The 21002-nt window shown below is 62.0% G+C and carries 18 protein-coding genes and 1 pseudogene; 3 read left to right on the forward strand and 16 right to left on the reverse strand.

Annotated elements, in window-relative coordinates:
* Positions 1-16: 16 nt before the first annotated feature.
* Together NKI73_RS08595 and NKI73_RS08605 are read left to right on the forward strand one after the other, a co-directional pair.
* Positions 17-1162 (forward strand): trans-sulfuration enzyme family protein, encoded by a 1146-nt coding sequence (locus tag NKI73_RS08595; protein WP_352628565.1) that lies wholly within the window; start codon positions 17-19, stop codon positions 1160-1162.
* Between the two features lie 524 nt (positions 1163-1686).
* Positions 1687-3333: pseudogene (locus NKI73_RS08605) on the forward strand (MFS transporter).
* 755 nt (positions 3334-4088) lie between these two features.
* Here NKI73_RS08605 and rlxS read toward each other — a convergent pair.
* The 8 genes from rlxS to NKI73_RS08645 all read right to left on the reverse strand — a co-directional run bounded on the left by rlxS (position 4089) and on the right by NKI73_RS08645 (position 11089).
* The gene (gene rlxS / locus NKI73_RS08610) at positions 4089-6059 is read right to left on the reverse strand and encodes a relaxase/mobilization nuclease RlxS (protein WP_352628567.1); all 1971 of its coding nucleotides are present in this window, start codon (positions 6057-6059) and stop codon (positions 4089-4091) included.
* 185 nt (positions 6060-6244) lie between these two features.
* Positions 6245-6931, reverse strand: coding sequence for a lytic transglycosylase domain-containing protein (locus tag NKI73_RS08615; protein WP_352628569.1), 687 nt, complete (start codon positions 6929-6931; stop codon positions 6245-6247).
* Positions 6919-7464 (reverse strand): signal peptidase I, encoded by a 546-nt coding sequence (gene lepB / locus NKI73_RS08620; RefSeq protein ID WP_352628571.1) that lies wholly within the window; start codon positions 7462-7464, stop codon positions 6919-6921. The genes NKI73_RS08615 and lepB overlap by 13 nt, the downstream gene beginning before the upstream one ends.
* Positions 7461-7730 (reverse strand): helix-turn-helix transcriptional regulator, encoded by a 270-nt coding sequence (locus NKI73_RS08625; protein ID WP_352628573.1) that lies wholly within the window; start codon positions 7728-7730, stop codon positions 7461-7463. The genes lepB and NKI73_RS08625 overlap by 4 nt, the downstream gene beginning before the upstream one ends.
* Before the next feature lie 169 nt (positions 7731-7899).
* A complete protein-coding gene (locus tag NKI73_RS08630; protein ID WP_023762782.1) occupies positions 7900-8223 on the reverse strand; it encodes a DUF736 domain-containing protein in 324 nt (107 codons plus the stop codon).
* Between the two features lie 653 nt (positions 8224-8876).
* On the reverse strand, positions 8877-9092 hold the full coding sequence (locus NKI73_RS08635) for a hypothetical protein (protein ID WP_352628575.1): 216 nt from the start codon (positions 9090-9092) through the stop codon (positions 8877-8879).
* Between the two features lie 262 nt (positions 9093-9354).
* Complete coding sequence (locus NKI73_RS08640; protein ID WP_352628577.1) at positions 9355-10317, reverse strand: ArdC family protein; 963 nt, start codon at positions 10315-10317, stop codon at positions 9355-9357.
* Between the two features lie 538 nt (positions 10318-10855).
* Positions 10856-11089, reverse strand: coding sequence for a helix-turn-helix domain-containing protein (locus NKI73_RS08645; protein ID WP_352609701.1), 234 nt, complete (start codon positions 11087-11089; stop codon positions 10856-10858).
* Between the two features lie 104 nt (positions 11090-11193).
* Between NKI73_RS08645 and NKI73_RS08650 the strand changes: the two genes are divergently transcribed.
* The gene (locus NKI73_RS08650; RefSeq protein ID WP_352609698.1) at positions 11194-11475 is read left to right on the forward strand and encodes a DNA -binding domain-containing protein; all 282 of its coding nucleotides are present in this window, start codon (positions 11194-11196) and stop codon (positions 11473-11475) included.
* A gap of 94 nt (positions 11476-11569) precedes the next feature.
* Here the strand turns inward: NKI73_RS08650 and NKI73_RS08655 are convergent, their stop codons facing one another.
* From NKI73_RS08655 to ccoG, 8 genes are all read right to left on the reverse strand, one after another.
* Entirely contained in the window at positions 11570-13480 is a 1911-nt protein-coding gene (locus NKI73_RS08655) for a putative bifunctional diguanylate cyclase/phosphodiesterase (protein WP_352628580.1), read from the reverse strand.
* A 294-nt stretch (positions 13481-13774) separates the two neighbouring features.
* Complete coding sequence (ubiM, locus tag NKI73_RS08660) at positions 13775-14956, reverse strand: 5-demethoxyubiquinol-8 5-hydroxylase UbiM (protein ID WP_352628582.1); 1182 nt, start codon at positions 14954-14956, stop codon at positions 13775-13777.
* Positions 14957-15375: 419 nt separating this feature from the next.
* Entirely contained in the window at positions 15376-15492 is a 117-nt protein-coding gene (gene ccoS, locus NKI73_RS08665) for a cbb3-type cytochrome oxidase assembly protein CcoS (protein WP_352487495.1), read from the reverse strand.
* Positions 15493-15662: 170 nt separating this feature from the next.
* Positions 15663-16361: a CBS domain-containing protein gene (locus tag NKI73_RS08670; RefSeq protein ID WP_352628584.1), complete on the reverse strand. Its 699-nt coding sequence runs from the start codon at positions 16359-16361 to the stop codon at positions 15663-15665.
* 66 nt (positions 16362-16427) lie between these two features.
* On the reverse strand, positions 16428-16598 hold the full coding sequence (ccoS, locus tag NKI73_RS08675) for a cbb3-type cytochrome oxidase assembly protein CcoS (RefSeq protein WP_023762793.1): 171 nt from the start codon (positions 16596-16598) through the stop codon (positions 16428-16430).
* The gene (locus NKI73_RS08680) at positions 16595-18877 is read right to left on the reverse strand and encodes a cation-translocating P-type ATPase (RefSeq protein ID WP_352628586.1); all 2283 of its coding nucleotides are present in this window, start codon (positions 18875-18877) and stop codon (positions 16595-16597) included. Before NKI73_RS08680 ends, ccoS (NKI73_RS08675) begins: the two co-directional genes overlap by 4 nt.
* Positions 18874-19371, reverse strand: coding sequence for a FixH family protein (locus NKI73_RS08685; protein ID WP_352628588.1), 498 nt, complete (start codon positions 19369-19371; stop codon positions 18874-18876). Before NKI73_RS08685 ends, NKI73_RS08680 begins: the two co-directional genes overlap by 4 nt.
* Positions 19368-20927, reverse strand: a complete 1560-nt coding sequence (ccoG, locus tag NKI73_RS08690) for a cytochrome c oxidase accessory protein CcoG (RefSeq protein ID WP_352628590.1) — start codon at positions 20925-20927, stop codon at positions 19368-19370. Before ccoG ends, NKI73_RS08685 begins: the two co-directional genes overlap by 4 nt.
* Between the last annotated feature and the right edge of the window lie 75 nt (positions 20928-21002).

Here is a 21002-nt window from a genome sequence, read left to right on the forward strand (position 1 = left end):
AGGAAGGAAATGACCGATGCGTTTTGAGACGAAGGCGATCCACTGCGGCCGAGGGGTCGACGCGTTCACGGGGGCCGTATCCATGCCGCTGCACACCAGCACGACGTTCGAACGCGGCGCCAACGGGTCATTTCCGTCCGGCTTCGAATACACAAGGGATGGAAATCCTACACGCAATGCGTTCGAGGCGGCCATGGCGAGGCTTGAGGGAGGGGAAGACGGCATCGCCTTCGCTTCGGGCATGGCCGCAATCGCTGCAGTTTTCGAGAGCCATCCGTCGGCGGGTCGGATCGTTCTGCCGGATGACATGTATTTCGGCATTCGTTCGCTGATCGAAGAGACCGACATTGGGTCTCGCTTCGACTTTGCCCCAGTCGACATGCGCGATTTGGACGCTTTGCGCGCCGCGGTGACATCGAAGCGGACTGGCCTCGTCTGGATCGAGACGCCGTCAAACCCGATGATCCGCGTTGTCGACATTGCGGCCATCTGCGCAATCGCGCACGAGGCAAACGCCTTGGCGGTGGTGGACAATACGTGGGCCACCCCAGTGCTTCAACTGCCACTCGAAATCGGGGCAGACGCGGTAATGCACTCGGCGACAAAGTATATTGGCGGCCACTCGGATTTGATGGCCGGTGTCGTCATTGTCCCAAACGCGTCACCCCTCGGTCGCCCATTGCGGATGGTCCAGAAACACAAGGGCAGCGTCGCAGCGCCCTTCGACTGTTGGCTGGCGTTGCGGGGCCTGCAGACATTGCCGGTCCGCATGCGCGCCCATTGCGAAGGCGCCCAGAAAGTGGCCGAGGCCCTGGCGTCTCATCCGCGCGTCGAAAAAGTGCTCTTTCCTGGTCTGCAAACTGATCCGGGACACGATCTTGCTACGCGGCAAATGAGCCATTACGGAGCGATGCTATCCTTTATCGTCGAGGGCGGAGCCGATGCTGCAATGGCCGTGGCCGGCCGCCTGAAGATTGTTGTCCGGGCGACAAGCCTTGGCGGGACGCATTCTCTGATAGAGCATCGCGCATCCGTTGAAGGTGCGAAGTCCAAAGCGCCAGGCGGATTGCTGCGAATTTCTGTAGGGCTTGAACATCCTCAGGACATTATCGATGACCTGATGCAGGCCCTAGGCGAAACCTGCAAAGCGGGAGTCCAATGACGGGTGCAAGAACTCTGGCGCCGAACGTGGCGGCTGGCGCAGCCGACGATCGGCAGAACAATGTTCCTGCTGAGTAGAACGCACGTCCTCTGGTGAACCGCTACCGCCGTGTCGCATCGTCTCGGGCGCGTGGTCGCATGGGTGATGAACGTCTTCGGGTTTCCGGACGATGGCCACGCGCTCGACCGGAAGCGGAAATACCCAGATTTGCCGTTGACCTGCTCGACCTCGTCGGAGATCGCGGTCAACAGATGGGATGGATGTGCTGGCACTACGGCAGTTTGACAAGCCGGCCATCGGGGCGCTAGCACCGTCCAAAGCCAAGAGTCGCAGGGCAGAACTGACCGCACCAAGCGGGCTGCGGACCCATCAGCTAACGGCCAGGTTGGTACCTCAACGCGCATCAGCACCGTGGATGCCACATTGTCCTTGTTGCGAGCGCGATCTCGGAACTTCGTTGTGACGCAGTCAGTGCGCTGTAAGCAAATGAGCGGAAGAACGACACCCAGTGGAGGTGAGAAGTGATGCGGCGTCAAGATCCTCCGCGCTTTGCGGCAAACACACTGATCCCTCTTCACAACCCGGTCTTTCGTTCTATCTGGACAGCCACGCAGATATCCAGCCTTGGCTGGCTGGTGCAGAGCGTGGCTATAAGCTGGCTCATGGCCACGATTTCAGCCTCCGATCTGATGGTTGCGCTCGTACAGGCTGCATCGACACTGCCCGCGTTCTTCTTGTCGATCCTTGCTGGAGCCATTGCAGACAGCTTCAGCCGCCGCGGCGTGATGCTTGCCGGACACTGCCTGATCGCACTGGCATCCACGGCGCTGGCACTCTCTGTGGGACTGGGCTTTGCTAGTCCATGGCTGATCCTGGGACTGAGTTTCTTGGCCGGATGCGGCTTTGCCTTGAACGATCCAGCCTGGCACGCCTCGGTCGGCGATATCCTGGAAAAGCGCGACATACCCGCTGCAGTGACGCTGATGTCGGTGGGGTACAACGTGGTTCGCAGCATAGGACCGGCGCTGGGCGGTGTAATCTTAGCTTTGCTGGGCCCCCTTACGGCTTTCGCCCTCGCTGCGCTAAGTGACCTGGTCCCGTTGAGCGCTGTTCTGCGCTCACAGTGGCAAGTTCGCTCTTCGCCTCTTCCGCGCGAGCGGATGACTACGGCCATTCATGATGGCATGCGATTCACGGCGATATCCTCAGAGATCAGAGTGGCGATTGTGCGTGCAACCCTGTTCGGGCTGTCAAGCATCTCGATCCTTGCTCTGCTCCCCCTCCTGGTTCGCGACCAACTGGCGGGAGGGCCAATTGTGTACGGCGTGCTATTGGCCGGCTTCGGCACAGGCGCCTTCATCGCCGGCATTGGCAGCAGCTACTTGAGACGCATCACGTCCCAGAACCGATTGATCACGCTCGCATCCGTTGCTTGCGCAACGTGCTGCCTTTTGATGGCCCTCACATCGTCGGTGGCTGTGGCGGCGATCGCGCTTGCAATCGGTGGCGCTGGCTGGGTTGTCACCTGGACCGGAACCGACGTGTGTGTGTAGTTGGCAAGCCCAAGGTGGGTCGTTGGTCGCACCCTGTCCATCTATTACGCCCTGACCTACGGCGGCATGGCAGCGGGTAGCTGGATCTGGGGTGCTGTCGCGCAGTACTATTCGCTGACGTGGGCTTTGGAAGGTGCTGCAGCGGCACTGTTGCTGGTCGCGGCTGTGGGAAAGCTATTGCCGGTGCGGCTATGGGAGGAATCGGATCAAGCGGCCGTCGACTTCAGGCCACCAGAACTGGCCCTCCCTTTGAAGCCCAGGAGCGGTCCGATCGTGATCAAGATGGAGTACTCGATACTCGAGGAGAGTATCGATGAATTTCTGAGCTGCATGCGCGAAAGGCGGCGCGTTCAGAGCCGCGCCGGTGCGCGGGACTGGACCCTCCAGCGCGACCTTCAGAAGTCGACGCTTTGGACCGAGACATTCCGCACGCCGACATGGACGGACTATCTTCGTCTAAACCATCGACTAACGGTGAATGACAGGGACATAGGCGAGCGCCTTGCCGCTCTGCACATGGGTGATTCTCCGCCTCGCATCTCACTTTCAATCGAGCGGTCGACAAGCCCCGCCCCCGGCAGCCAAGTCCAGCCTGTGCCTTTTGTATCGCGCCCGTGAGAAAACCAAGACTTGTCTGGGCTTGGACACGGAACGAGCTACTCCTTGATTTGTTGAGCCTGCCCGGATTGCAAATCGTTCCGGCCGGTTAGGCGAGCATGAGGATTCGCGTGGCAATTATGTCCATCACGCCCATGTTCAGCCCGACACCCCCCTCTCTGCCGCCAGATCGGCTTGAGCACGGATGCAGGTCGCCTGTCCTTTGCATAGCGGCGGGCAACGAATAGCAAGGGGGCGGAGGGTATCCCCGTCTGCGAAGCGGGCAGAGGAGGAATCCGCAAGGCGGGTTGCTGGGGAGACGGGCCGCGCGCCTCTTTCCGCCTAGTTTTCTCCGTTACAAAGTCCCCCCGGGACGGACTGCCAGTTCACGCCAGGGCCAACCGCATGGTTGCCCCCAGGGGCGACGGCCGCGTCTGCCGGTCCTGCGAGTAGAATAAGATCGGGAAGTGCGGCTTCATTCTCGATGCCAGAGCTCGCGTCGCCGTATCGCGGCCGCCATAGCCCCTTGCGCTGTCACGAGTCAGCCCACCTTTCTAGCTGGCAGCCATCGGGAGCCGATCCGCAGCACCTGTCGGCGCGCCTTCCGTGTCAACGCAGAACATGATGCATGTTCCCAGCGCTTTTTGACAGAGCGAACTACAAAATGCAGAACACTGACTCTCCGCCAAATGAATGCCTGCGAGCGAGCAGCAGGCGGAGGAACTCCGTCTGGGCTGAGTACCTCTTTCAACGCGGACGAATAAATTGTAGCCAGTTCACGAAACGCCGGGCCCGCTCCTCTGGCGTCCGATCGTCCAGGAAATCCCCTCGGCGCGCACCATGCCAGACACCTCCTTGCCGATATGATGCTCAAGCACCGGCCGCCAAGGCACCAGCGTGAACTCGCGCGATTTCTCGATGACACCGTATTTTCCGCCGGCGAGCTCGACGCAGCGGCGCAGCGTACCGTCTATTCGATTGCCATGCTGTGCTTCAGAATACGAGAGCCCGAGTTCGTCCGAGAGCTGACTGGCAACACGGTTCAGCTCTCGTTGGCGCAGCATTGAAAGCATGTTGGCGCGATAGATGACCCGATCCTGCGCATCATGGGCAAGACCTTGCGCGATCAGCCACTGCTGTCGGCGGGCCTGGACCTGACGTACTTCGCGACCGAAGCCAGAGTCGCGCAAGGACTCAGGGTGGGCTGATACCAGCTCCTGGTCGATCCAGGTGGCGCCGTCGAAGCCTACTTGGCTCTCCAGCGGCATTGATGAGAGCTTGTCGACGACAACAGGCTGGGCCCTCGCTCGCTGACGCTCGTAATCCGCGACGCGGTTGAGATGGTCGGGCGCGACTGTCCATGTGCCGTCCGGCTCGCGCTCGACGCCACCGGTCGCACGGCGGATCGCCTCCAGTCGCCGCACGTGCGTTTCGGCAAAGCGTTCGGTGGCCGAGGGGTCATGCTTGAGATGGATATCGATGCTGTAGCGCCCGTCGTTGACCGTGGCGATGCCGGCAATTGTGCGGTCGACTTTTCTTGGCCCGGTGTCCCTCGGCCTGACCCGCACTATGCAGCCCTCTGGTGTCGGTTGGGTGGCCTCGCCTTTGCCGATATCAAAATAGTGGCTTTTGCCGTCCACGCCGTCGACGACGAGGTAATGGCGGTCAGTGATTTCGTCGGCCAGCCCGCGCCCGACGACACGTCCGACCACGGTTTGAGCCGACCCGTCGGATCGATCGTGGATAAGATGGTCGGCGGCACTGCGGACGAGCCCCTTGCCGGTCAGCTCGCGATGGATGGTCTTGATGATGTCGCCGCGCGCGCCGATGCGGCGTAGCGTGGCTTCGAGCTCATCCTCCAAGCGCCAGCGACCGGCAGGCATCTCCTCGGCGAGGCCCATCCGCTCGAGCTTGCGCAGGCGGCCCTGGTGCAGCGTCTGGCGAAAGGTGTCTCGGCTGGCCGGTGAGACACACCCCTCATCGTCGCGCATGCGCATCAGCTGCCGGTCGATGCTGGTGAAGCGTTCCTGCTCCATCTCCTGGCGCAAGCGCTGCTCGATCTCGCGGTCGGTGCGCGGGCCGAGGTCGAGGCTAACCAGTTCGGCTGCGCGCTCGCGCAAGCCAGAGGAGATGTAGTCCCGCGCTATGACGAGGTTTTCGCCGTGATCATCCCTGCCGCGCACGATGATGTGGGTGTGAGGATGGCCGGTGTTGAAATGGTCGACGGCCACCCAGTCTAGCCTGGTGCCGAGGTCTTCTTCCATTTGCGCCATGAGGCGCCGGGTGAGCGGCTTCAGGTCATCATACTCGATACCGTCTTCAGGGGCGACGATGAAGCGGAACTGATGACGGTCACCGTTCGAGCGATCGAGAAAGGCCCTGCCGTCCGCGTGGTCATTGTCGGCAGCGTAGAGCTCGCCACGCTCGCCTTCCCGGGTGACGCCGTCGCGCTGGAGGTAGCGGAGGTGCGCACGAGCCCCGTCGACTCCCTTGCCGGCCAGCTTGACGATGCGTGCCTTGACGACTGCGCGCCGCTGCCGAAACGCCGCGTGGCGGTCGCGCGCTCTAAGAACTGTGGCAGCAGCCCCGCCGCGCCCCACCCGGCTTCCGATGAAGCGGCTGCCGCGTCCGCTCCTGCCGCCTGCTCGGTTGACCGCGGCCTGCACCTGGCCAGCGTAGCGTTTGCCCGCCTTCGAGCCGCGCCAGCCAATTTTGCCGAGCTTCGGCGTGAATTCGTCATCCTGCATGCGGCCTCCGATGAACCAGCAGCGAAATCAGAGGCTTGCCCGCCAGACCCTCCTGGACCCGGAGGCAACCTCCTGGGAAAACGATGTGCAGACAAAGACTTCGCGGCCTCCAGGAGGCGCTGCCTTTATCTTGCCTTCCGCGCACCTGCCCCCTGGCCCCCGCCCGAACCACGGTAGCCGCTCCCTCACCTGCGATCCGGCCGGCCTGACCTTGCTCGCTCCGATCCGAGCGGCACCAGGAGTTGGCCATTCGGGCCGGTCACGGAAACACCGTTTCGGAGAAAAAACAGCGGCTGCCCGGACGGGATTTCCGGCGCGCTTTTGGAACGGGATTTGCCGGTGAGCGCGTCCATATCGCCGGCCGAAATGCCCGCCGCCTTGATCTCTTCCAGATACGAAACCGTCTCGCTGGGCAGCGGTCGCCCGCGCTGCAAATGCTGCTCGTAGCGCTCCGGCCCGGCGTTATAGGCTGCAAACAGGCCTGGAAATCCGAAGCGGTCATACATGGCGCGCAGATAGGCAGTGCCTGCCAGAATGTTGTCGCGAGGGTCGTGTGGGACGGCTCCGAGGCCAAGCTCTGCGCGCAACTCCTCGTAGGTGGCTGGCATCACCTGCATGAGGCCAATGGCGCCGGCGCTCGACGTGACCGGCCGCCCATTGAGCGTCGTCTGCCCCCGGCTTTCGGCATCCATGACGGCATAAATCCAGGTCTGTGGAATGCTGAAACGCCGGCTTGCTTCGGCTACGAAGGGCTGCCATCTTGCAAGCTGCGGACTATGGGAGATGACGACCGGCTTCGTGTTGGTCGCGGCGGAACAGGAGCATGGTGCGAGACACGCCATGCTCAGCATAAGGAGGGTCACTCGGTCCATAGCGGCACGAGCCTCCCGATGATGTTTTCGGTCGGCACCGGCCCGAAATAGCGGCTGTCGAACGAGCGATCTTTATCGCTGCCGAGCAGGAAAACCTCGTCGGCGGCGAGTTTTCGGCATGCATTCCACCAAGGCAGCGGACGGTGCTGCGTGTCGGTTGCAAGCCGGCGCGCGGCTATCTCGCCGCCGATGATGATGGCGTCGCCGAAGGTGCAGACATGCTCGCCGGGCAGCGCCGCAAGGCGCTTGATCAGCGGCACGTTGCTGGGCAGATAGAAGCGTTCGGCGGCGAGATCGGCGACCGGTCTTGGTGGGCGGACGAGTACGAGATCACCACGAGCGGGCGATCCGGATGCGGCGCGATAGAGGCCGACCGGCGCACTCGCCGAGGCGTTCCAGACCAGCCAGGGCGATGGTTTGCCGAAGGCGGCGAAGCCGATCAGGCCAAGTCCGATTGTGGCAACTACGATCGTCTTGCGTCGAATGCGCCGCAGATGGCTGCCGATCAGACGGATGGTGGGACGCCGGCTCATGAGCGGCCTCCCTCACCGGCCGAGCCGGATTCGTCCGCGCCATCCTCGGGCGCGGTCTCCTGCGCGTGCCCCTTCGACCAGTCGTCGAGTTCGTCGATGTGATAGCGGACATAGCGGCCGTGCTTGCGGAATTGTGGGCCACCGCCTTTGAGGCGCATCTTCTCCAGCGTGCGCTGGGACAGCCCGATATAGAAGGCCGCCTGCGCGGTGTTGAGAAACGGACTGCCCTTCTTGGCGCGGGCTGCGCGTTCGTTTTCGTCGTCCATGATGATCCTCGGTTCGTTACGGGCAAGCGAGGCGAGGATCGGCGAGCGAGATCGTTTTGGGGACGGGCGAAGAGTGGGGGGCGAGTTTTCGCCGCCTCTTCGGCGGCCTCACGGGTCCTGAGAGAGGCCCTGCGCCGGTGGGCGGCGCAGGGCTTTGCGGGTCGGCCGGTCAGTCGACCGGGTTCCAGATGATGGCGTAAGTGTCGTCGTCATCCTGGCCGGCGGCGCGGCCCAGATTGGCGTAGAGCTTGCGCGGGCCAAACTCGGGGGCCGCAATCGACAGGCTCACATAGTCCTTGCCGGAGGTCTCGCCGGTGCGGATCCAGGCCGCACCCACTTCGACCCCTTGCGTCAGCACCCGGAAGTCGGGATGGGTGTCGGCGCTCTTTGCCTGATTGGGCACGATGTCGATGTCGGCGCGGACGCTGAGCGTCTTGAGCTGGCCCTTGTAGCCGCCGTTTTCCTGTTTGGTGACGTATCCGATTGCGGTCATTTTCAGTCTCCTCTTGGTGCTCGCAGGGGACCATTCCCCTGCGATGGCGGACCGTGATGGGCGCGTCCGGACCGCCGGAACCGGCACGGCCGCAGCGATAGCGGAGGACCCGAGCGGGGAGTTTTTTTGAAGCGAAGCGGCGCGAGGAAGCCGCCGCAGGCGGCGGGGAAAAAAGCTGCCGGCGAGGGTTTCGGGCGGGCCGGATCCGCCCATAGGTCGTCAAGCCAGGCGCAGGGGAATGGTCCCTGAGACACAATGGAGACAGGTTGCGCGATCGGGGGCACAACGAGCAGGCGGCAATATGCGGGGGGCCGGCGGCGCGGGCTCTCTCGGCAATCGGATTGGCAATTGGACCCACGCGCCTAGCGCCTCAGCAAGCAATTCGGGCCGGTGCGGGCTGCCGAAATGGGGGCGAATTGGCGTTGGAATTTATCGCACGCGGCACTGGCTCGGCAAGACGATCAATCGGAGCCGGCGCGGCCCGGAGCGGCGCGCGCGTCCTTAGCGGCAGTACTCGAGAAAACGCCGCTCGGGCCCTGATCGACTATTCGCCACGAACAGCGACTGCTTCCTTGCGCACAGATCGGCGAATAGGAAGGCCTCGCAGCTGGGCAGCTTTCGGCCGGGAATTTGATCCAGCGTGCAGCCAGGCCTCAACTTGAGGCGGCGGCCATTCTCGCCACCAGCAAGCCGCGGACCTTCCAAGCGAAACTGCTGTCCGCGCCATGCTTGCCGCCGATTTCGGCGAGCATCGAATCGGCGATTTCCTTGTCGCGCAAGCGATCGAAACGCCATTGTCCGGTTGCCGCCATATGCCGACGACGCGCACGATATTGTCGTCGCCATGCGCCCACCTTGCGCGCGAACATGCCGGCGGCAGCAAGGGGTCGCGATTGCCGCTGGCCACCACCGGGCAGGCCAACAGCTTGTGCCGCATATTGCCGAATGCGGCGTCAGCCTTGCAGCCGGCAAGGCTGGCAGTCACTGTCTCGTTGGCTGCGCGCTGCGGCTCGGGGCGCACCTTGGCGATGCAGATCGGCATAGTTCAGCATCGGACCGGTGAGTTCCGGCGCCGTCAGAAATGGGCATCTGCTCGCTTTGCGGCGTCGGCCAGTTGAGCATGGTGCATCGTCATGCCGCAATCCCTTCTTGCGCCTCGCCTTCGGCATCGGCCTGAAGGCCAAGCAGGAAATCGGCGGCCTTCGAAGCGAGGCTGGCGGCACGGAATATAGCGCGGTTGTCCTCGCGCAGCACCTTCAGCCATGAGCCGATGTAATCGGCGTGACGCACGGTCGGCTCGATGCCGAGATTGCTGCAGACGAAGGCGGCAGTGATTTCGGCGACCAATTCTTCACGCGCGTAAGCCTTGGAGCCGAACGAGCCGGAGAGGTCGCGAGCAAGCCGCGTCGGGTGGCCGGTCCAGTGGCCAAGCTCGTGAAAGCAGGTCCGGTAATAGTCGATCTCCTGGTGGAACGCTGGCTGCGGCGGCACCTGAATGTGGTCGCTGCCCGGCATGTAGAAAGCGCGATCGCCGCCGACCCTGAAATCCGCACCGCTGGCGCGAATGAGCGTCTCGGCCTGCGGCACGATCTCGCACTGAGGCAGCGGCTCGGCGGGGGCATGGAGGGGTTCCGGAAGACTGTCGCACTGCGCGACATTGAAGACGGTGAAGCGCTTCAGAAAAGGCACGGCCTGTGGTGCATCGCCCTCGTGGCGTGCGCGCTCCTTCTCGTCCTTGGGGACAAAGCGGTCGGCATGCACGATGGTCGTGCCGCGCTCGCCTTTCCTGACATTGCCGCCCAGGGCAAGCGCCTGCCGGAAGGTCAGCCAATTCTGGCTGGGATAGCTGCGCTCGATGACGGCGCCCCACAGGATGAGGATATTGATGCCGGAATAGCTGCGCCCCGTGGACGCATTCCTCGGCAGGCCAAGGCCTGCTTTTGCGCTGCCCCATGGCTTGACCCATGGCACGGTACCGCGCTCCAGCTCGGCAATGATGCGGTCTGTGATCTCCTGATAGAGGCTGGCGCCCGGGCGCCTGCCCTTGCCTGCGCCAGCCTCTCCGCTGGTGGTACGCTTGCTGTTTGTATGCATCGTTTCATCCTCCGCTCACCAATCGCCGCGCCTTTCCCCGGAAGCGGGGTGGGCGGCGAGTCGCGACCGGAAAGGCCCGCCGTGGTAGGCGGACCGCATCCGAAGGACCGGAACGAAGAGGAGGACCCTGACCGGCACGCGAAGGGTTGCGGGCTGCCGCGGCGGGTCTAGAAGGGAGTGCCGCCCACCCCGCGCCGCCGGGAAAGGCCAACAGACAAACCGCGCCGCCCACAAGGGCGGCGGCCGTCACGGCCCGAAGGGCTGCCCACGCCAAGGGGCGAAGCCGAATGGCCGAGACCGCCTGAGCTGGCCGAAGAAAAGCGGGCTCGGTTCACGAGCACCTGGTGCGCGTCGTCAGGCGCGCGGGCGCAGCCAAGTTTTTTCGCACATGGTCAGGCGGCGCAGTTACGTCGAGAACCCACAGGCACCGCCGCCGTGCGCGCGGCTTCCTCCGAAAACCAGCGCTCGCCTTTCAACAAATTGAGGCATTGTCCTAGACAATATTCCTGTCCGGATCATGATAGATGCGGCGCGCCCGCTAGGACCGGAGGCTGGACAGAATATCGCACGGATCAGCGTCAATGGCCGCAGTTATGTCGAGAAACTCGATGACGTCGAGACGCCGCTCTGCGCCCTCGTACTTGGCCACGAAGGATTGGGGACGACCAAGCTTGTCAGCCAGCTGCTCCTGGGTCAGGCCTTTGGCCTTGCGCAGCGAAACCAGCTGGGCCAGAAACCGCTGGTGGCGGGGCGATCGAAGGGATTTGGGCATGGAGGCGAACCGGTCGGGTAAAGACCGGATCAGCGACTAATCCCGGTTTCGGATTATCCCATTTTGGGATATACTGCGTGCGCTCACAGGCGAGGTTCGCAGGCATGAATGGACCAATGGGAACAGATGAGACTCGAAGCTCAACTTTGAGCGATGAAGTCCCCTGGTCGGAGAACCTCACGAGCTACGACAGGGAGCATTTCACAATCTACCTGCGGATCCTGGATGCCTGCGCCGACAATGCCAGCGAAAAGGAGATGGCCGAGCGCATTCTCGGCATCGACTCGTCCATTGACCCGGTCCGCGCCCGCAAAGCTCTTCGCAGCCATATCGACCGTGCGAACTGGATGGTGACGACCGGCTACAAGGAACTGTTCGCCGGCTGATGCACAACGCCCACTGCCACGTGTTTCGAGCAGGCAAGTCTCTGTAGCCAAATTCGGCAGCGCACGGCCGCGACAGCCGGCGCGGCGGGAGCGGTCACAACTGGTTCGCGTGCTGTTTGACTGCCATTTCCAGTGCTTGCATCAAAGGCACAGCCTTGGAGAAGAGGAAGCCTTGAGCGGTTCGGCAGCCAAGCTTGTGCAGGGTTTGCCGATCCGCCTCTGTTTCGACGCCCTCGGCCATGACCTCGATCCCGAGCATCTCACCGAGTTCGATGACTGATTTGACAAGCAGTCGGTCCTCTCGGGACTTGGCCAAGCCGCGAATGAAGCCCTGGTCTATTTTCACCTTGCGTATCCGACGGTCCTTGAGAGATGCCAAGGTAGAAAAGCCGGTGCCGAAGTCATCGAGCGCGATGGAAATACCGGCATGTGAAAGCCGTCCGAGCTTTTCATCCACTCTGTCCGGGTCCACCGGCGATTCTTCGGTAATCTCGATTTCGAACATCGTCGCAGGCAGGCCTCTTGCCGCCAGACCATGCAGAACCATGTCGTCGATATCGCCGGCTTCCAGTTCGCGAGGGGAAACATTCATCGCCACACGAATGTTACGACAGTCAGCCTTCACCAAGCCGTCGATAAAAGCACAACAGTCGGCGAATACGGTTTGCGTCAGCAGCTGAAGCATTCCGGTTTCGCGTGCGGCTGTGATTATTTCGGGTGGAGAGATGGCACCATGCGTCGGATGGCACCATCTCAGCAAGGCTTCAAAACCGACCACGGTCTCGGTTTCGAGTTTCACGATCGGCTGGAACCAAGGTTGCAATCTTCCCGTCTTTATCGCCGAATGAAGATCCCGTTCGATGGACTGGCGACGTTGCAGTTCCCTGTCGAGTTCGGCATCGAACAGGCAAAATTCGTTCCTGCCATGGCGCTTGGCCGTATACAGGGCGATATCCGCCCGCAACAACATTTCAGTCAGGCTCGGCGTCTGCGCCAAGTATATCCCTATCGATGCCCCGACCCGCACGGACGCGACCTCGATATAGGGGCGAGCAATTTTGGCTATGATATTGGAGGCGAGATCACTGGCAGAAAGCGAAGCTCTCGTTGAGGGAAAAACCAGCACGAATTCATCGCCGCCGATACGAGCGAGCGTTGAGCCTTCGGGTGCTTCCTGCTCTATGCGGCGGGCGATCATGACAAGCAGTTCATCACCGGTCCTGTGACCGTAGGTGTCGTTGACAGATTTGAAGCCGTCCAGATCAATCAGCATTGCCACGAAGGGGCCATCCGCGGTCTTGAACCGACCGATGGCGTGTTCAAGGCCCCGCCTGTTGAGAAGGGCGGTCAGATGGTCCTCCCTGGAGTTGCGCTCCATTTCCGACGCAAATCGCTCTGCCTCATGTCTCAGGCGGCTTGCTTCGCGGAAGCGCGCCTGCCCAACAAACGAAGCTCGGACCAAGCCGCCCATGAAGAGCAGAACGGTGAAAGCCAGAATGTAGCGTTCAAAATTGCCTTTCGCCAAAAGGCACGCCACCGTGATGAGGAGTGGAGGTGTGATGAAGCTGGTCGCCGCCGCGGCATACGAACTGCCATATGTAACCGCACCAGCTGAAATGCCCGCCAGTATGACCAGATGCATCGGTGCTTGTGGTGTTGTGTATCCAACAGTCAGGACGGCCGGGAAGGACCAGGCAAACCCTGCCAGAAGGGCAAGGACGCCAAACATGCGAAGGCGCGGCAAAACGCCAAGCAAATCCTGATGGCGCCCCGTTTCCTTTAGCTGAAAACGGGCGAGTGCAAGCCGGGCGGCATTTAGCGCATTGACGACCAGGAACCAGCTTGCAGCGGCAAAGCCGCCGCCAGAAAGGGCCTGCACCGCGCAAATCAGGCCTGACAGGATCGCGCTTATCGGCATCGACACGAAGAGCCCGGCCCTCAGGTCAGCAAGCTGATCCTGACGGATTTTGGCCTCCAGCGATTCTTCTTCCTTTAGGGGTGCCATGAATGGACCAGCTTGCTTGCGTCGTTGTTCGCGAGGACCAAACCTATGCAAGCCCACTGAAGGACGGGTTAACTACCCAGCGAGGGTAACCAGTGCGCTCACCATGCTTCGGGTCACACCTTTGGCTTAGCATTGCCGAATCATCAAGGCTTCGCCCGCGCGCGTGCCTTGATCCGAATCATGCCATGATCGGCAACGTCACCAGGAGACAGCCTTGCCCCGCGACGACGCGCGCCAGCAAGACAAGGAAGCCTCGCCGAGACAGCGTTCCAGAGCGGCAGCGCTCTGTGCGATTCACCGCCTGAGCATGGCCGAAATGCCATGGCGGACAAAGGGAAGATGTTGGGCAAAGCGGAGCCCAGCATGTCTTGCAAGCCGTGCCGCCGGGTGCTCGCTTGAGTAAAGACCGACAAGCATGTTGGTGGCATGATAGAGCGGCGCCGCCGACAGCCGCAGCCGGCTTTCGTATCTGCCGAGCATGTCGGGATCGGCAATGTCGCGGCGGGCGCGACATGCTGTCAGTATTTTATGAGCGAGTTGCTTCTGGCCGCTGAGGCCGATGTTGAAGCCATGCGCGGTCACCGGGTGCATGCCAATGGCAGCGTCTCCGATCAGTGCCGCACTCGGAGCCGAGAACTTGTGCGCCCAGGTCGTGACCAGCGGATAGGCATGGCGGGTGCTTGCCAGGGTCATCTCTCCGAGATGTCCTCGACACCGGTTCATCAATTCCATGAGGAACAATTCGTCATCGAGAGCAAACAGTCTGTCGGCCTCACTTGAGCGCAAAGTCAGAAGCAGCGACGACACGCCTCCCATGAGCGGCAACATCGCGATGGTCTGATGGTGGTCGAACCATTCGACCGCGATCTGGTGATGGAAGCGCTCGTGCCTCACTCGGCAAATCAGCATGGAGTGGCCAAGCGGATGGATGTTTGCGCCAATGCCGAGCAGGTCGCGCATCGCGGACAAACGCGAATCCGCTGCGACGAGCAGCCGAGCGGCCAATTGCCTGCCATCAGAAAGCGTTATGACCGCCTCGTCTTCGCTATTTGTTGCATTGACGACCGAGTTGCCGCACAGCAGCCGGGCATGGTCCTGGAAGTAGACAATTTTGAACAGGGCATCGCGGATCTGAAAATTTGGGACCAGAAATCCGAGTGGTTCCCCAGATCGGCTGAGAGCATCGAAGCACAGGGCGAAAGGGCTCGATCCGTTGAGCACGCGCGCGCCATGAAGCGGTGATTTGTCCGATGCGGGGATGGCGTCCCAGGCGCCGAGCTCGCGCAGGATTCTCACTGATGCGTGGGTCAGCGCGATCTCGCGACCGTCGAAAGCCGGATTCGCCAGGCTGTCGAGCGACTGCCGTTCAACCACTGCCACCTTGAGTTGGCTCCGGGCGAGCGATGCTGCGAAGGCAAGCCCGACCGGCCCAGCTCCGACGACAATGATGTCGAATGTTTCCACAGAGCCGGCCATCAGCGTGCCGCCATAGCGGCTATCTGCGATACGAAGCGCTCTTGAAGCATCGCAATCACCCACGGTTTGCCGCTCATCTCCCCAGCGTCGATAGACATGCGTTCTCCGTTCAGAGACGGGTCAATGAAACCACGCCGTTGAAGAGATAACGCTGATCTGGATCAACCAGGCTCGACAAACCCGGCAGCGGCGGGTTCACGGTCGAGTGGTCGATTGCCGTGAAAACGTCTGCATGTCTGGGCATTCTGAATGGTCGGCTTCCCAATCGCGTGCCCCTCCTGGCCAAAGGTTCGGCAACGTATTGTGGCTGATCAGTTCTTCGCACGCGCGCCGATATCGTCATGACGCGGGCAATCGCCAGCAAAGATTCGGTCGACTGACGACCAGCATCCGCACAGTCGTTGGCGCCGCCAACCGGTTCAGCCTCGCGGCTCTTCCCGATCGATAAGGACCCGCTCGGCGGAGCCGTCGAGATCTTTGTATTGGCCGCTCTTCAAGATCCACAGGAAGCCCCGGTCCAAGCCCCACCAAAACAGGCAGCGGCCATCGCATTTCCGTCAGGACGGGCGTCTTGCTGCCGACAGCGTGCTCTCCGACCATAACGCGCTAGACGCCGAAGGAACTCGCCGACGGCCTCATGTCCAAGTGATGTGGGAAGGGAGCAGAACCAAAGGGACTCTGCTTGGCGTCCCCGCTTTTTTCGCAGCTATGAAACCATCACCGAGAACGGATCCGTACTGAGGAGGAGGCCGTCCTTGACTTGCCCGACGCCGGCAACCTTCTCAGCCGCAACGATCGCTGCCTTCCGTTGACGCTCGTCGACAATCGTCCCCTTCAGTTCGACAACGCCGTCGCTGACCCTCACATCGATCAAGTCACCACCGCTCCAGGTTTGTCCCTGCAGCTCGGCAAGGATAGCCTTGCGGATCAGGTCGTCATCGGGTGGCGTAGTGCCCTTTTTTGACATGGCGCGGATCAGGACAAGCAGCAAATCAGTTCGCGTGATGATGCCGACGACCCTTTCCCGATCGACAATCGGGACATTGTTGATGCGGTGTTGCATCATCAGGTCGACAACATCTGCAATCGAGGCGCCAGGAGGCGCCGAGATGACCTGTGGGCTCATCACCTGATGGATGATCCGTCCGTTCGAGCGCACATAGTCATGGGCGGTTGTGCCCGGGCCAAGATCAAGCTCCAGCCAGCGCGGACGCACACGCTGGGTTCCGAGTTCCTCTCGGCGCAAGAAGTCGCTTTTGCTTACAATGCCAACCAGGGCACCGTCGCTGTCCGTTACCGGCAGGCAGCTGACTTTGTTTGAAAGCATGAGCTCGGCCGCTTCGGCGATTGTTGCGTTCGCATCCGTTGTGATGACTGGCTTTGTCATTATGGATTCGGCTTGCATCCTCACCCTCCTGATTTTTCCTCGGACGACGATAGGACATCCCGACCCGCGGCGCGTTGATCTGAGTCACTTGGAACGAGTGGCATTCTCCGCGCCGTCGTCGCTGTCGATGAGAATGCGCTCCGCCGCGCCATCGAGATCCTCGTACTGGCCGCTTCTCAACGCCCAAAGGAAGCCGGACAGGCCGAGTGCGCCAAGGAATAGCGCTACGGGGATGAGGTAGACGAGCGTCGTCATGACGATTGAGCCAAGGCGCCGGCCCGCGCGGGCCTGTCTTGCCGCGCAATTGCGGACGACGCACCCGTTGCGAAGCCTTGCAGACGCATGGCATTTCCAACCACGAGCAATGACGAGGCTGACATCGCGACCGCGGCGATAAGAGGCGTAACATGGCCCAGAATGGCGATCGGCACGGCAACAGCATTATAAACGATCGCAATTGTTATGTTCTGTCGGATCAGGCTTCCCGCCTTGCGCGATACGTCAACAGCCAGCGGGACCGCCAAGAGGCTTTCGCGCAGGAAAACGAAGTCGGCTGCATTGCGGCCAATGTCGGCGGCGGTGGCGGGTGCGATCGAGACATGCGCAGCGCTCAGCGCCGGCGTATCGTTGAGCCCGTCGCCAACCATCAGAACCTTGTGCCCGTCCCTCGCCAGCCTCTCGATGCGTTCAACCTTGCCGGACGGCAGCAGGCAGGGAACGAAATCATCGACACCAAGCCCGTCCGCAACCTCGGCGCAGGCTTTCGCGGTGTCGCCCGACAGCATCTCCACGCACATACCAGCGTTGTGCAGTTGATCGATGGCTGCCCTGGCGTCGACGCGCAGCGCATCCTCGAAATCGAAGGTCGCGACAATGATCCCGTCTTTCGTCAGAACCGTCCCGCCATAGCCATGTCTGCCTTCGCGGCCGGTGCGGGCTTTCCATCCTCCGCGTCGACCCAGCCGCCAGGTGCTACCGGCGGCAGCGGCTTCGATGCCGAATCCCGGCTGCTCGGTTACCGCATCGAATTTATGCTGCCCGCCAGGCGCGGCAAAGCCGGCTATGGCCTTTGAAAACGGATGGCGGGAATGCACGGCCATGCCGGCTGCGATTGCCAGCATGGCCGGATCGATCGACGACGCATTGACGAGGCGGGGCTGTCCGAGCGTGAGCGTTCCGGTCTTGTCGAAGACCGCGGTATCGATCGTCGCCAGACGCTCCATGGCCGAACCGTCCTTGACCATGATGCCGTGTTCGAACAGGCGTCGCGCGGCGACCACTTGAACGATCGGCACGGCGAGGCCGAGCGCGCACGGGCATGTGATAATGAGAACGGCAATGGCGATGGTTATCGCCCGGTGCCAGTCGCCGGTCACCGCCATCCAGCCAAGGAACGTCACGAAGGCGGTAAGATGAACCACCGGAGCATAAAGCGCTGAAACGCGATCGGCGATCCGGCGATAATGTGCCCGGCCGCCCTCGGCGGCCTCCATCAGCCGAACCATTTCCGCCAGGAACGAATCCTTCGCGTCGGCTGTCGCCTTGATCGTCAGCGAGCCGGTAAGGTTAAGCACGCCAGCCTGCACGGGTTCGCCTGGCGCCACGTTTCGGGGCGTGCTTTCGCCGGAAACCAGCGAGCAGTCGAGATCCGACGCCCCCCGAATGATCTTGCCGTCGACGGGAATCCTTTCGCCGGCTGCGATCAGCAACTGCATTCCTGGTTCGATCTCGCTAACCGGCAGGTAGTCGCGCGCACCGTCGGCGCGCAGCACGATTGCGCCACGCGCGGCCAGCTGCGACAGGCCTTTCACGGCGGTCCGGGCGCGCTCCCGCATGACGTGATCGAGCGTTCGGCCGATCAACAGGAAGAACAGCAGCGACACCGACGCGTCGAAATAGGCGTGGTCGCCATGGGTGATCGTCTCGTAAAGGCTCATGGCGCAGGCAAGCGACACGCCGACCGCGATCGGCACGTCCATGTTCATGCGGCCGTGGCGCAACGCATTCCAGGCGGAGCGGAAGAAGATGCCGCCCGCGAAGGCTAGCGCGGGAATGGCGATCAGCGCTGAGACCCAGTGGAACAGATCGCGTGTCGCGCCTTCGGCACCGGACCAGACCGAGACCGAAAGCAGCATGATGTTACCCGCCGCAAAGCCCGCAACAGCGACGGCGCGGATGAGCTCCGAGAGCGTCTTGTCCTTTGTATCGGTGTCGGCTTCGAACAGATGTGTCTGGTAGCCCAGGCGTCCGAGGATAGCGACGAATGGCGGAACGTCGTCGCCGCGCCAGCGGATAGACACCCGCCTCGTTGACAGGTTGACGCGGGCGGCTTCGACATGATCGAGCTTTCCCAATGCCGTCTCGATAGTCTGAATGCAGGCACCGCAGCGAACAGCCGGTATCGAAAGCTCGGTCTGATGAAGGTCGTCGCCAAGTGATCGGCTCGCCAGCTTGATTTCCTGGCTGGACGGCAGGGCCGAGGTCACGCTGACCATATCCAGCGCCATTTCGGCGCCCGGCGCACAGCAGCTCATTTCAGCGCTCCATGGGAAATCATGATCCTGCGCACGTCGCGATAAGATTCCTTCATGCCGGCATCGGCGTCGACTTCGACGATCCAGACACCATCCTTCGGCGTGTGCAGCGCGGCGAATTGCTGACCCGAGGCGAGGACGAGCTTGATGGATTCATCCTCTTTTTCGTAAGCGGGATGGCGAAACAGCACCTTGACGCCATGCAACGGAACCGGCTTGCCGGCGGCGTCGGTGAGGCTGTAGCGGACTTCGCCCGATGCGATGGTCAGCTGGCCGGTCCAGCCGAGGGCGGCCTGCGCGCGCCCTGCCTCGGCCTTCTTGTTGAATTCCTGGCTGGCCACATAGGTGTTTTCGACGACCAGGCCGGTCCAGCTCGTGTTGGCAAGGGTCGCCATCGTCAGATTGACCGCGATGACCACCCCAAAAAAGGCAAGAATAGTCGCCAGCATGTGCCTGCCGGTGAATTCGCGGGATTTTCGCATGGTGGCGCTCATCTGGCGATCTCCGGCGCGTTGAAGGTGGCGGTGTATCCGTTCGACTCGAAACTCGCTTTGTCCTCGACCTGAAGAGTGAAGGTCTGCGCTTCGCCACGGATCTGCTGAGCAGGCAAGCGGACAAAGACCTTCAACATCTTGAGCCGGTCGGGTTCGACCTGGACCGCAAAAGAGCGATCGGCAGGGAGGTCGACACCAACGATGCTCATCTCTGCGCCGGGCAAGCGCCGAATTGTGACGACGATCGTTCTCGGTTCGGGGATCATGTTCAGCAGCTTGACGGTGTAGCCGTTGCGGATCGAGCCGTCGGAGAGCGTCACGAATTGTGGATTGCGGTCGTGCAGGACATTGATCTCGAGCCGGTCGCGCGTCAGCAGCGAGTAGAGGAGGCCCAGGCCGATCAGAGACCACATAGCCATGTATACGTAGGTGCGCGTGCGAAAGATCTTGCGGATATGGAAATGAGCCAGCTTGTCTGAAAACAGGCCGTCATCCGTTCTGACCAGCGACGGATTGACTGAACCGGAGCCGCCCGCGGTCGCCAACATCATGTTGGCGTTGTAGTCGGAGAGGGTCGCGTAGGCGATCAACCCGCGCTCCTTGCCGAGCTTGTCCATCACGCCGTCGCAGGCGTCGATGCAGAGCGCGCAGGTGATGCATTCGAGCTGCTGGCCATCGCGAATGTCGATCCCCATCGGGCAGACAGCGACGCAGGCATTGCAGTCGACGCAATCCCCGACCGGCTGACCGGCGGCCTGGACCTTCTTGGCATGACGCGTGCGCGGTTCGCCGCGCCAGTCATTGTAGGTGACGGTGAGCGAATTTTCGTCGAGCATGGCTGCCTGGATGCGCGGCCACGGGCACATATAGGTGCAGACCTGCTCGCGCATCAGCCCGCCGAACGTGTAGGTCGTCGCCGTCAGCACGGCGACGGTGATGTAAGCGACGGGAGCCGCCGTGCCGGTGAAGAGTTCGCCGAGCAGCGTCGGCGCGTCAGCGAAATAGAAGATCCAGGCGCCGCCCGTCAGCGCGCCTATGACCAGCCAGATGACGTGTTTCGATGCCCGCAGCACGAGCTTGCGGCTGGTCCAGGGACCGGCGTCGAGCTTTATGCGCGCATTGCGGTCACCCTCGATCGCGCGCTCGACGACCAGGAACAGATCGACCCATACGGTCTGCGGGCATGTGTAGCCACACCAGGCACGGCCGACAGTCGACGTGATCAGGAAAAGACCGACGCCGGCCATGACCAGAAGGCCGGCGACATAGTAGAATTCCTGCGGCCATATCTCAATGAAGAAGAAATAGAAACGCCGGTTGGCGACATCGAGCAGCACGGCCTGGTCCGGGCTAAACGAGCCCCGATCCCAGCGCAGCCACGGCGTCAGATAGTAGATGCCGAGCGTGACCGCCATCACGATCCACTTGAACTGGCGAAAGCTGCCCGAGGCCCGCTTCGGGAAGATCTTCTTGCGCGCGGCGTACATTGGCTGACGCACCTTGGCGGAGTTGACCGGCGTGGGTTCGATCCTTTCTATTTGCGTGTTATCGAGCACGAGAAGCTCCAGTCACCAGCGACGATTTCGCCGGAAGCCGACTCATCGGTTCTGGATGATGCCGAGGCCCGGCTT

Origin of the sequence: Mesorhizobium sp. M0496, from assembly GCF_040321205.1 — a bacterium.
Lineage (GTDB): Bacteria > Pseudomonadota > Alphaproteobacteria > Rhizobiales > Rhizobiaceae > Mesorhizobium.

What these genes read in the sequence shown, in the direction of transcription:
- NKI73_RS08595 (WP_352628565.1), top strand. Translation starts at nt 17, where the DNA reads ATGCGTTTTGAGACGAAGGCGATCCACTGCGGCCGAGGGGTCGACGCG.
- rlxS (WP_352628567.1), bottom strand. Translation starts at nt 6,059, where the DNA reads ATGCAGGATGACGAATTCACGCCGAAGCTCGGCAAAATTGGCTGGCGC.
- NKI73_RS08615 (WP_352628569.1), bottom strand. Translation starts at nt 6,931, where the DNA reads ATGGACCGAGTGACCCTCCTTATGCTGAGCATGGCGTGTCTCGCACCA.
- lepB (WP_352628571.1), bottom strand. Translation starts at nt 7,464, where the DNA reads ATGAGCCGGCGTCCCACCATCCGTCTGATCGGCAGCCATCTGCGGCGC.
- NKI73_RS08625 (WP_352628573.1), bottom strand. Translation starts at nt 7,730, where the DNA reads ATGGACGACGAAAACGAACGCGCAGCCCGCGCCAAGAAGGGCAGTCCG.
- NKI73_RS08630 (WP_023762782.1), bottom strand. Translation starts at nt 8,223, where the DNA reads ATGACCGCAATCGGATACGTCACCAAACAGGAAAACGGCGGCTACAAG.
- NKI73_RS08635 (WP_352628575.1), bottom strand. Translation starts at nt 9,092, where the DNA reads ATGTTCGCGCGCAAGGTGGGCGCATGGCGACGACAATATCGTGCGCGT.
- NKI73_RS08640 (WP_352628577.1), bottom strand. Translation starts at nt 10,317, where the DNA reads ATGCATACAAACAGCAAGCGTACCACCAGCGGAGAGGCTGGCGCAGGC.
- NKI73_RS08645 (WP_352609701.1), bottom strand. Translation starts at nt 11,089, where the DNA reads ATGCCCAAATCCCTTCGATCGCCCCGCCACCAGCGGTTTCTGGCCCAG.
- NKI73_RS08650 (WP_352609698.1), top strand. Translation starts at nt 11,194, where the DNA reads ATGAATGGACCAATGGGAACAGATGAGACTCGAAGCTCAACTTTGAGC.
- NKI73_RS08655 (WP_352628580.1), bottom strand. Translation starts at nt 13,480, where the DNA reads ATGGCACCCCTAAAGGAAGAAGAATCGCTGGAGGCCAAAATCCGTCAG.
- ubiM (WP_352628582.1), bottom strand. Translation starts at nt 14,956, where the DNA reads ATGGCCGGCTCTGTGGAAACATTCGACATCATTGTCGTCGGAGCTGGG.
- NKI73_RS08670 (WP_352628584.1), bottom strand. Translation starts at nt 16,361, where the DNA reads ATGCAAGCCGAATCCATAATGACAAAGCCAGTCATCACAACGGATGCG.
- ccoS (WP_023762793.1), bottom strand. Translation starts at nt 16,598, where the DNA reads ATGACGACGCTCGTCTACCTCATCCCCGTAGCGCTATTCCTTGGCGCA.
- NKI73_RS08680 (WP_352628586.1), bottom strand. Translation starts at nt 18,877, where the DNA reads ATGAGCTGCTGTGCGCCGGGCGCCGAAATGGCGCTGGATATGGTCAGC.
- NKI73_RS08685 (WP_352628588.1), bottom strand. Translation starts at nt 19,371, where the DNA reads ATGAGCGCCACCATGCGAAAATCCCGCGAATTCACCGGCAGGCACATG.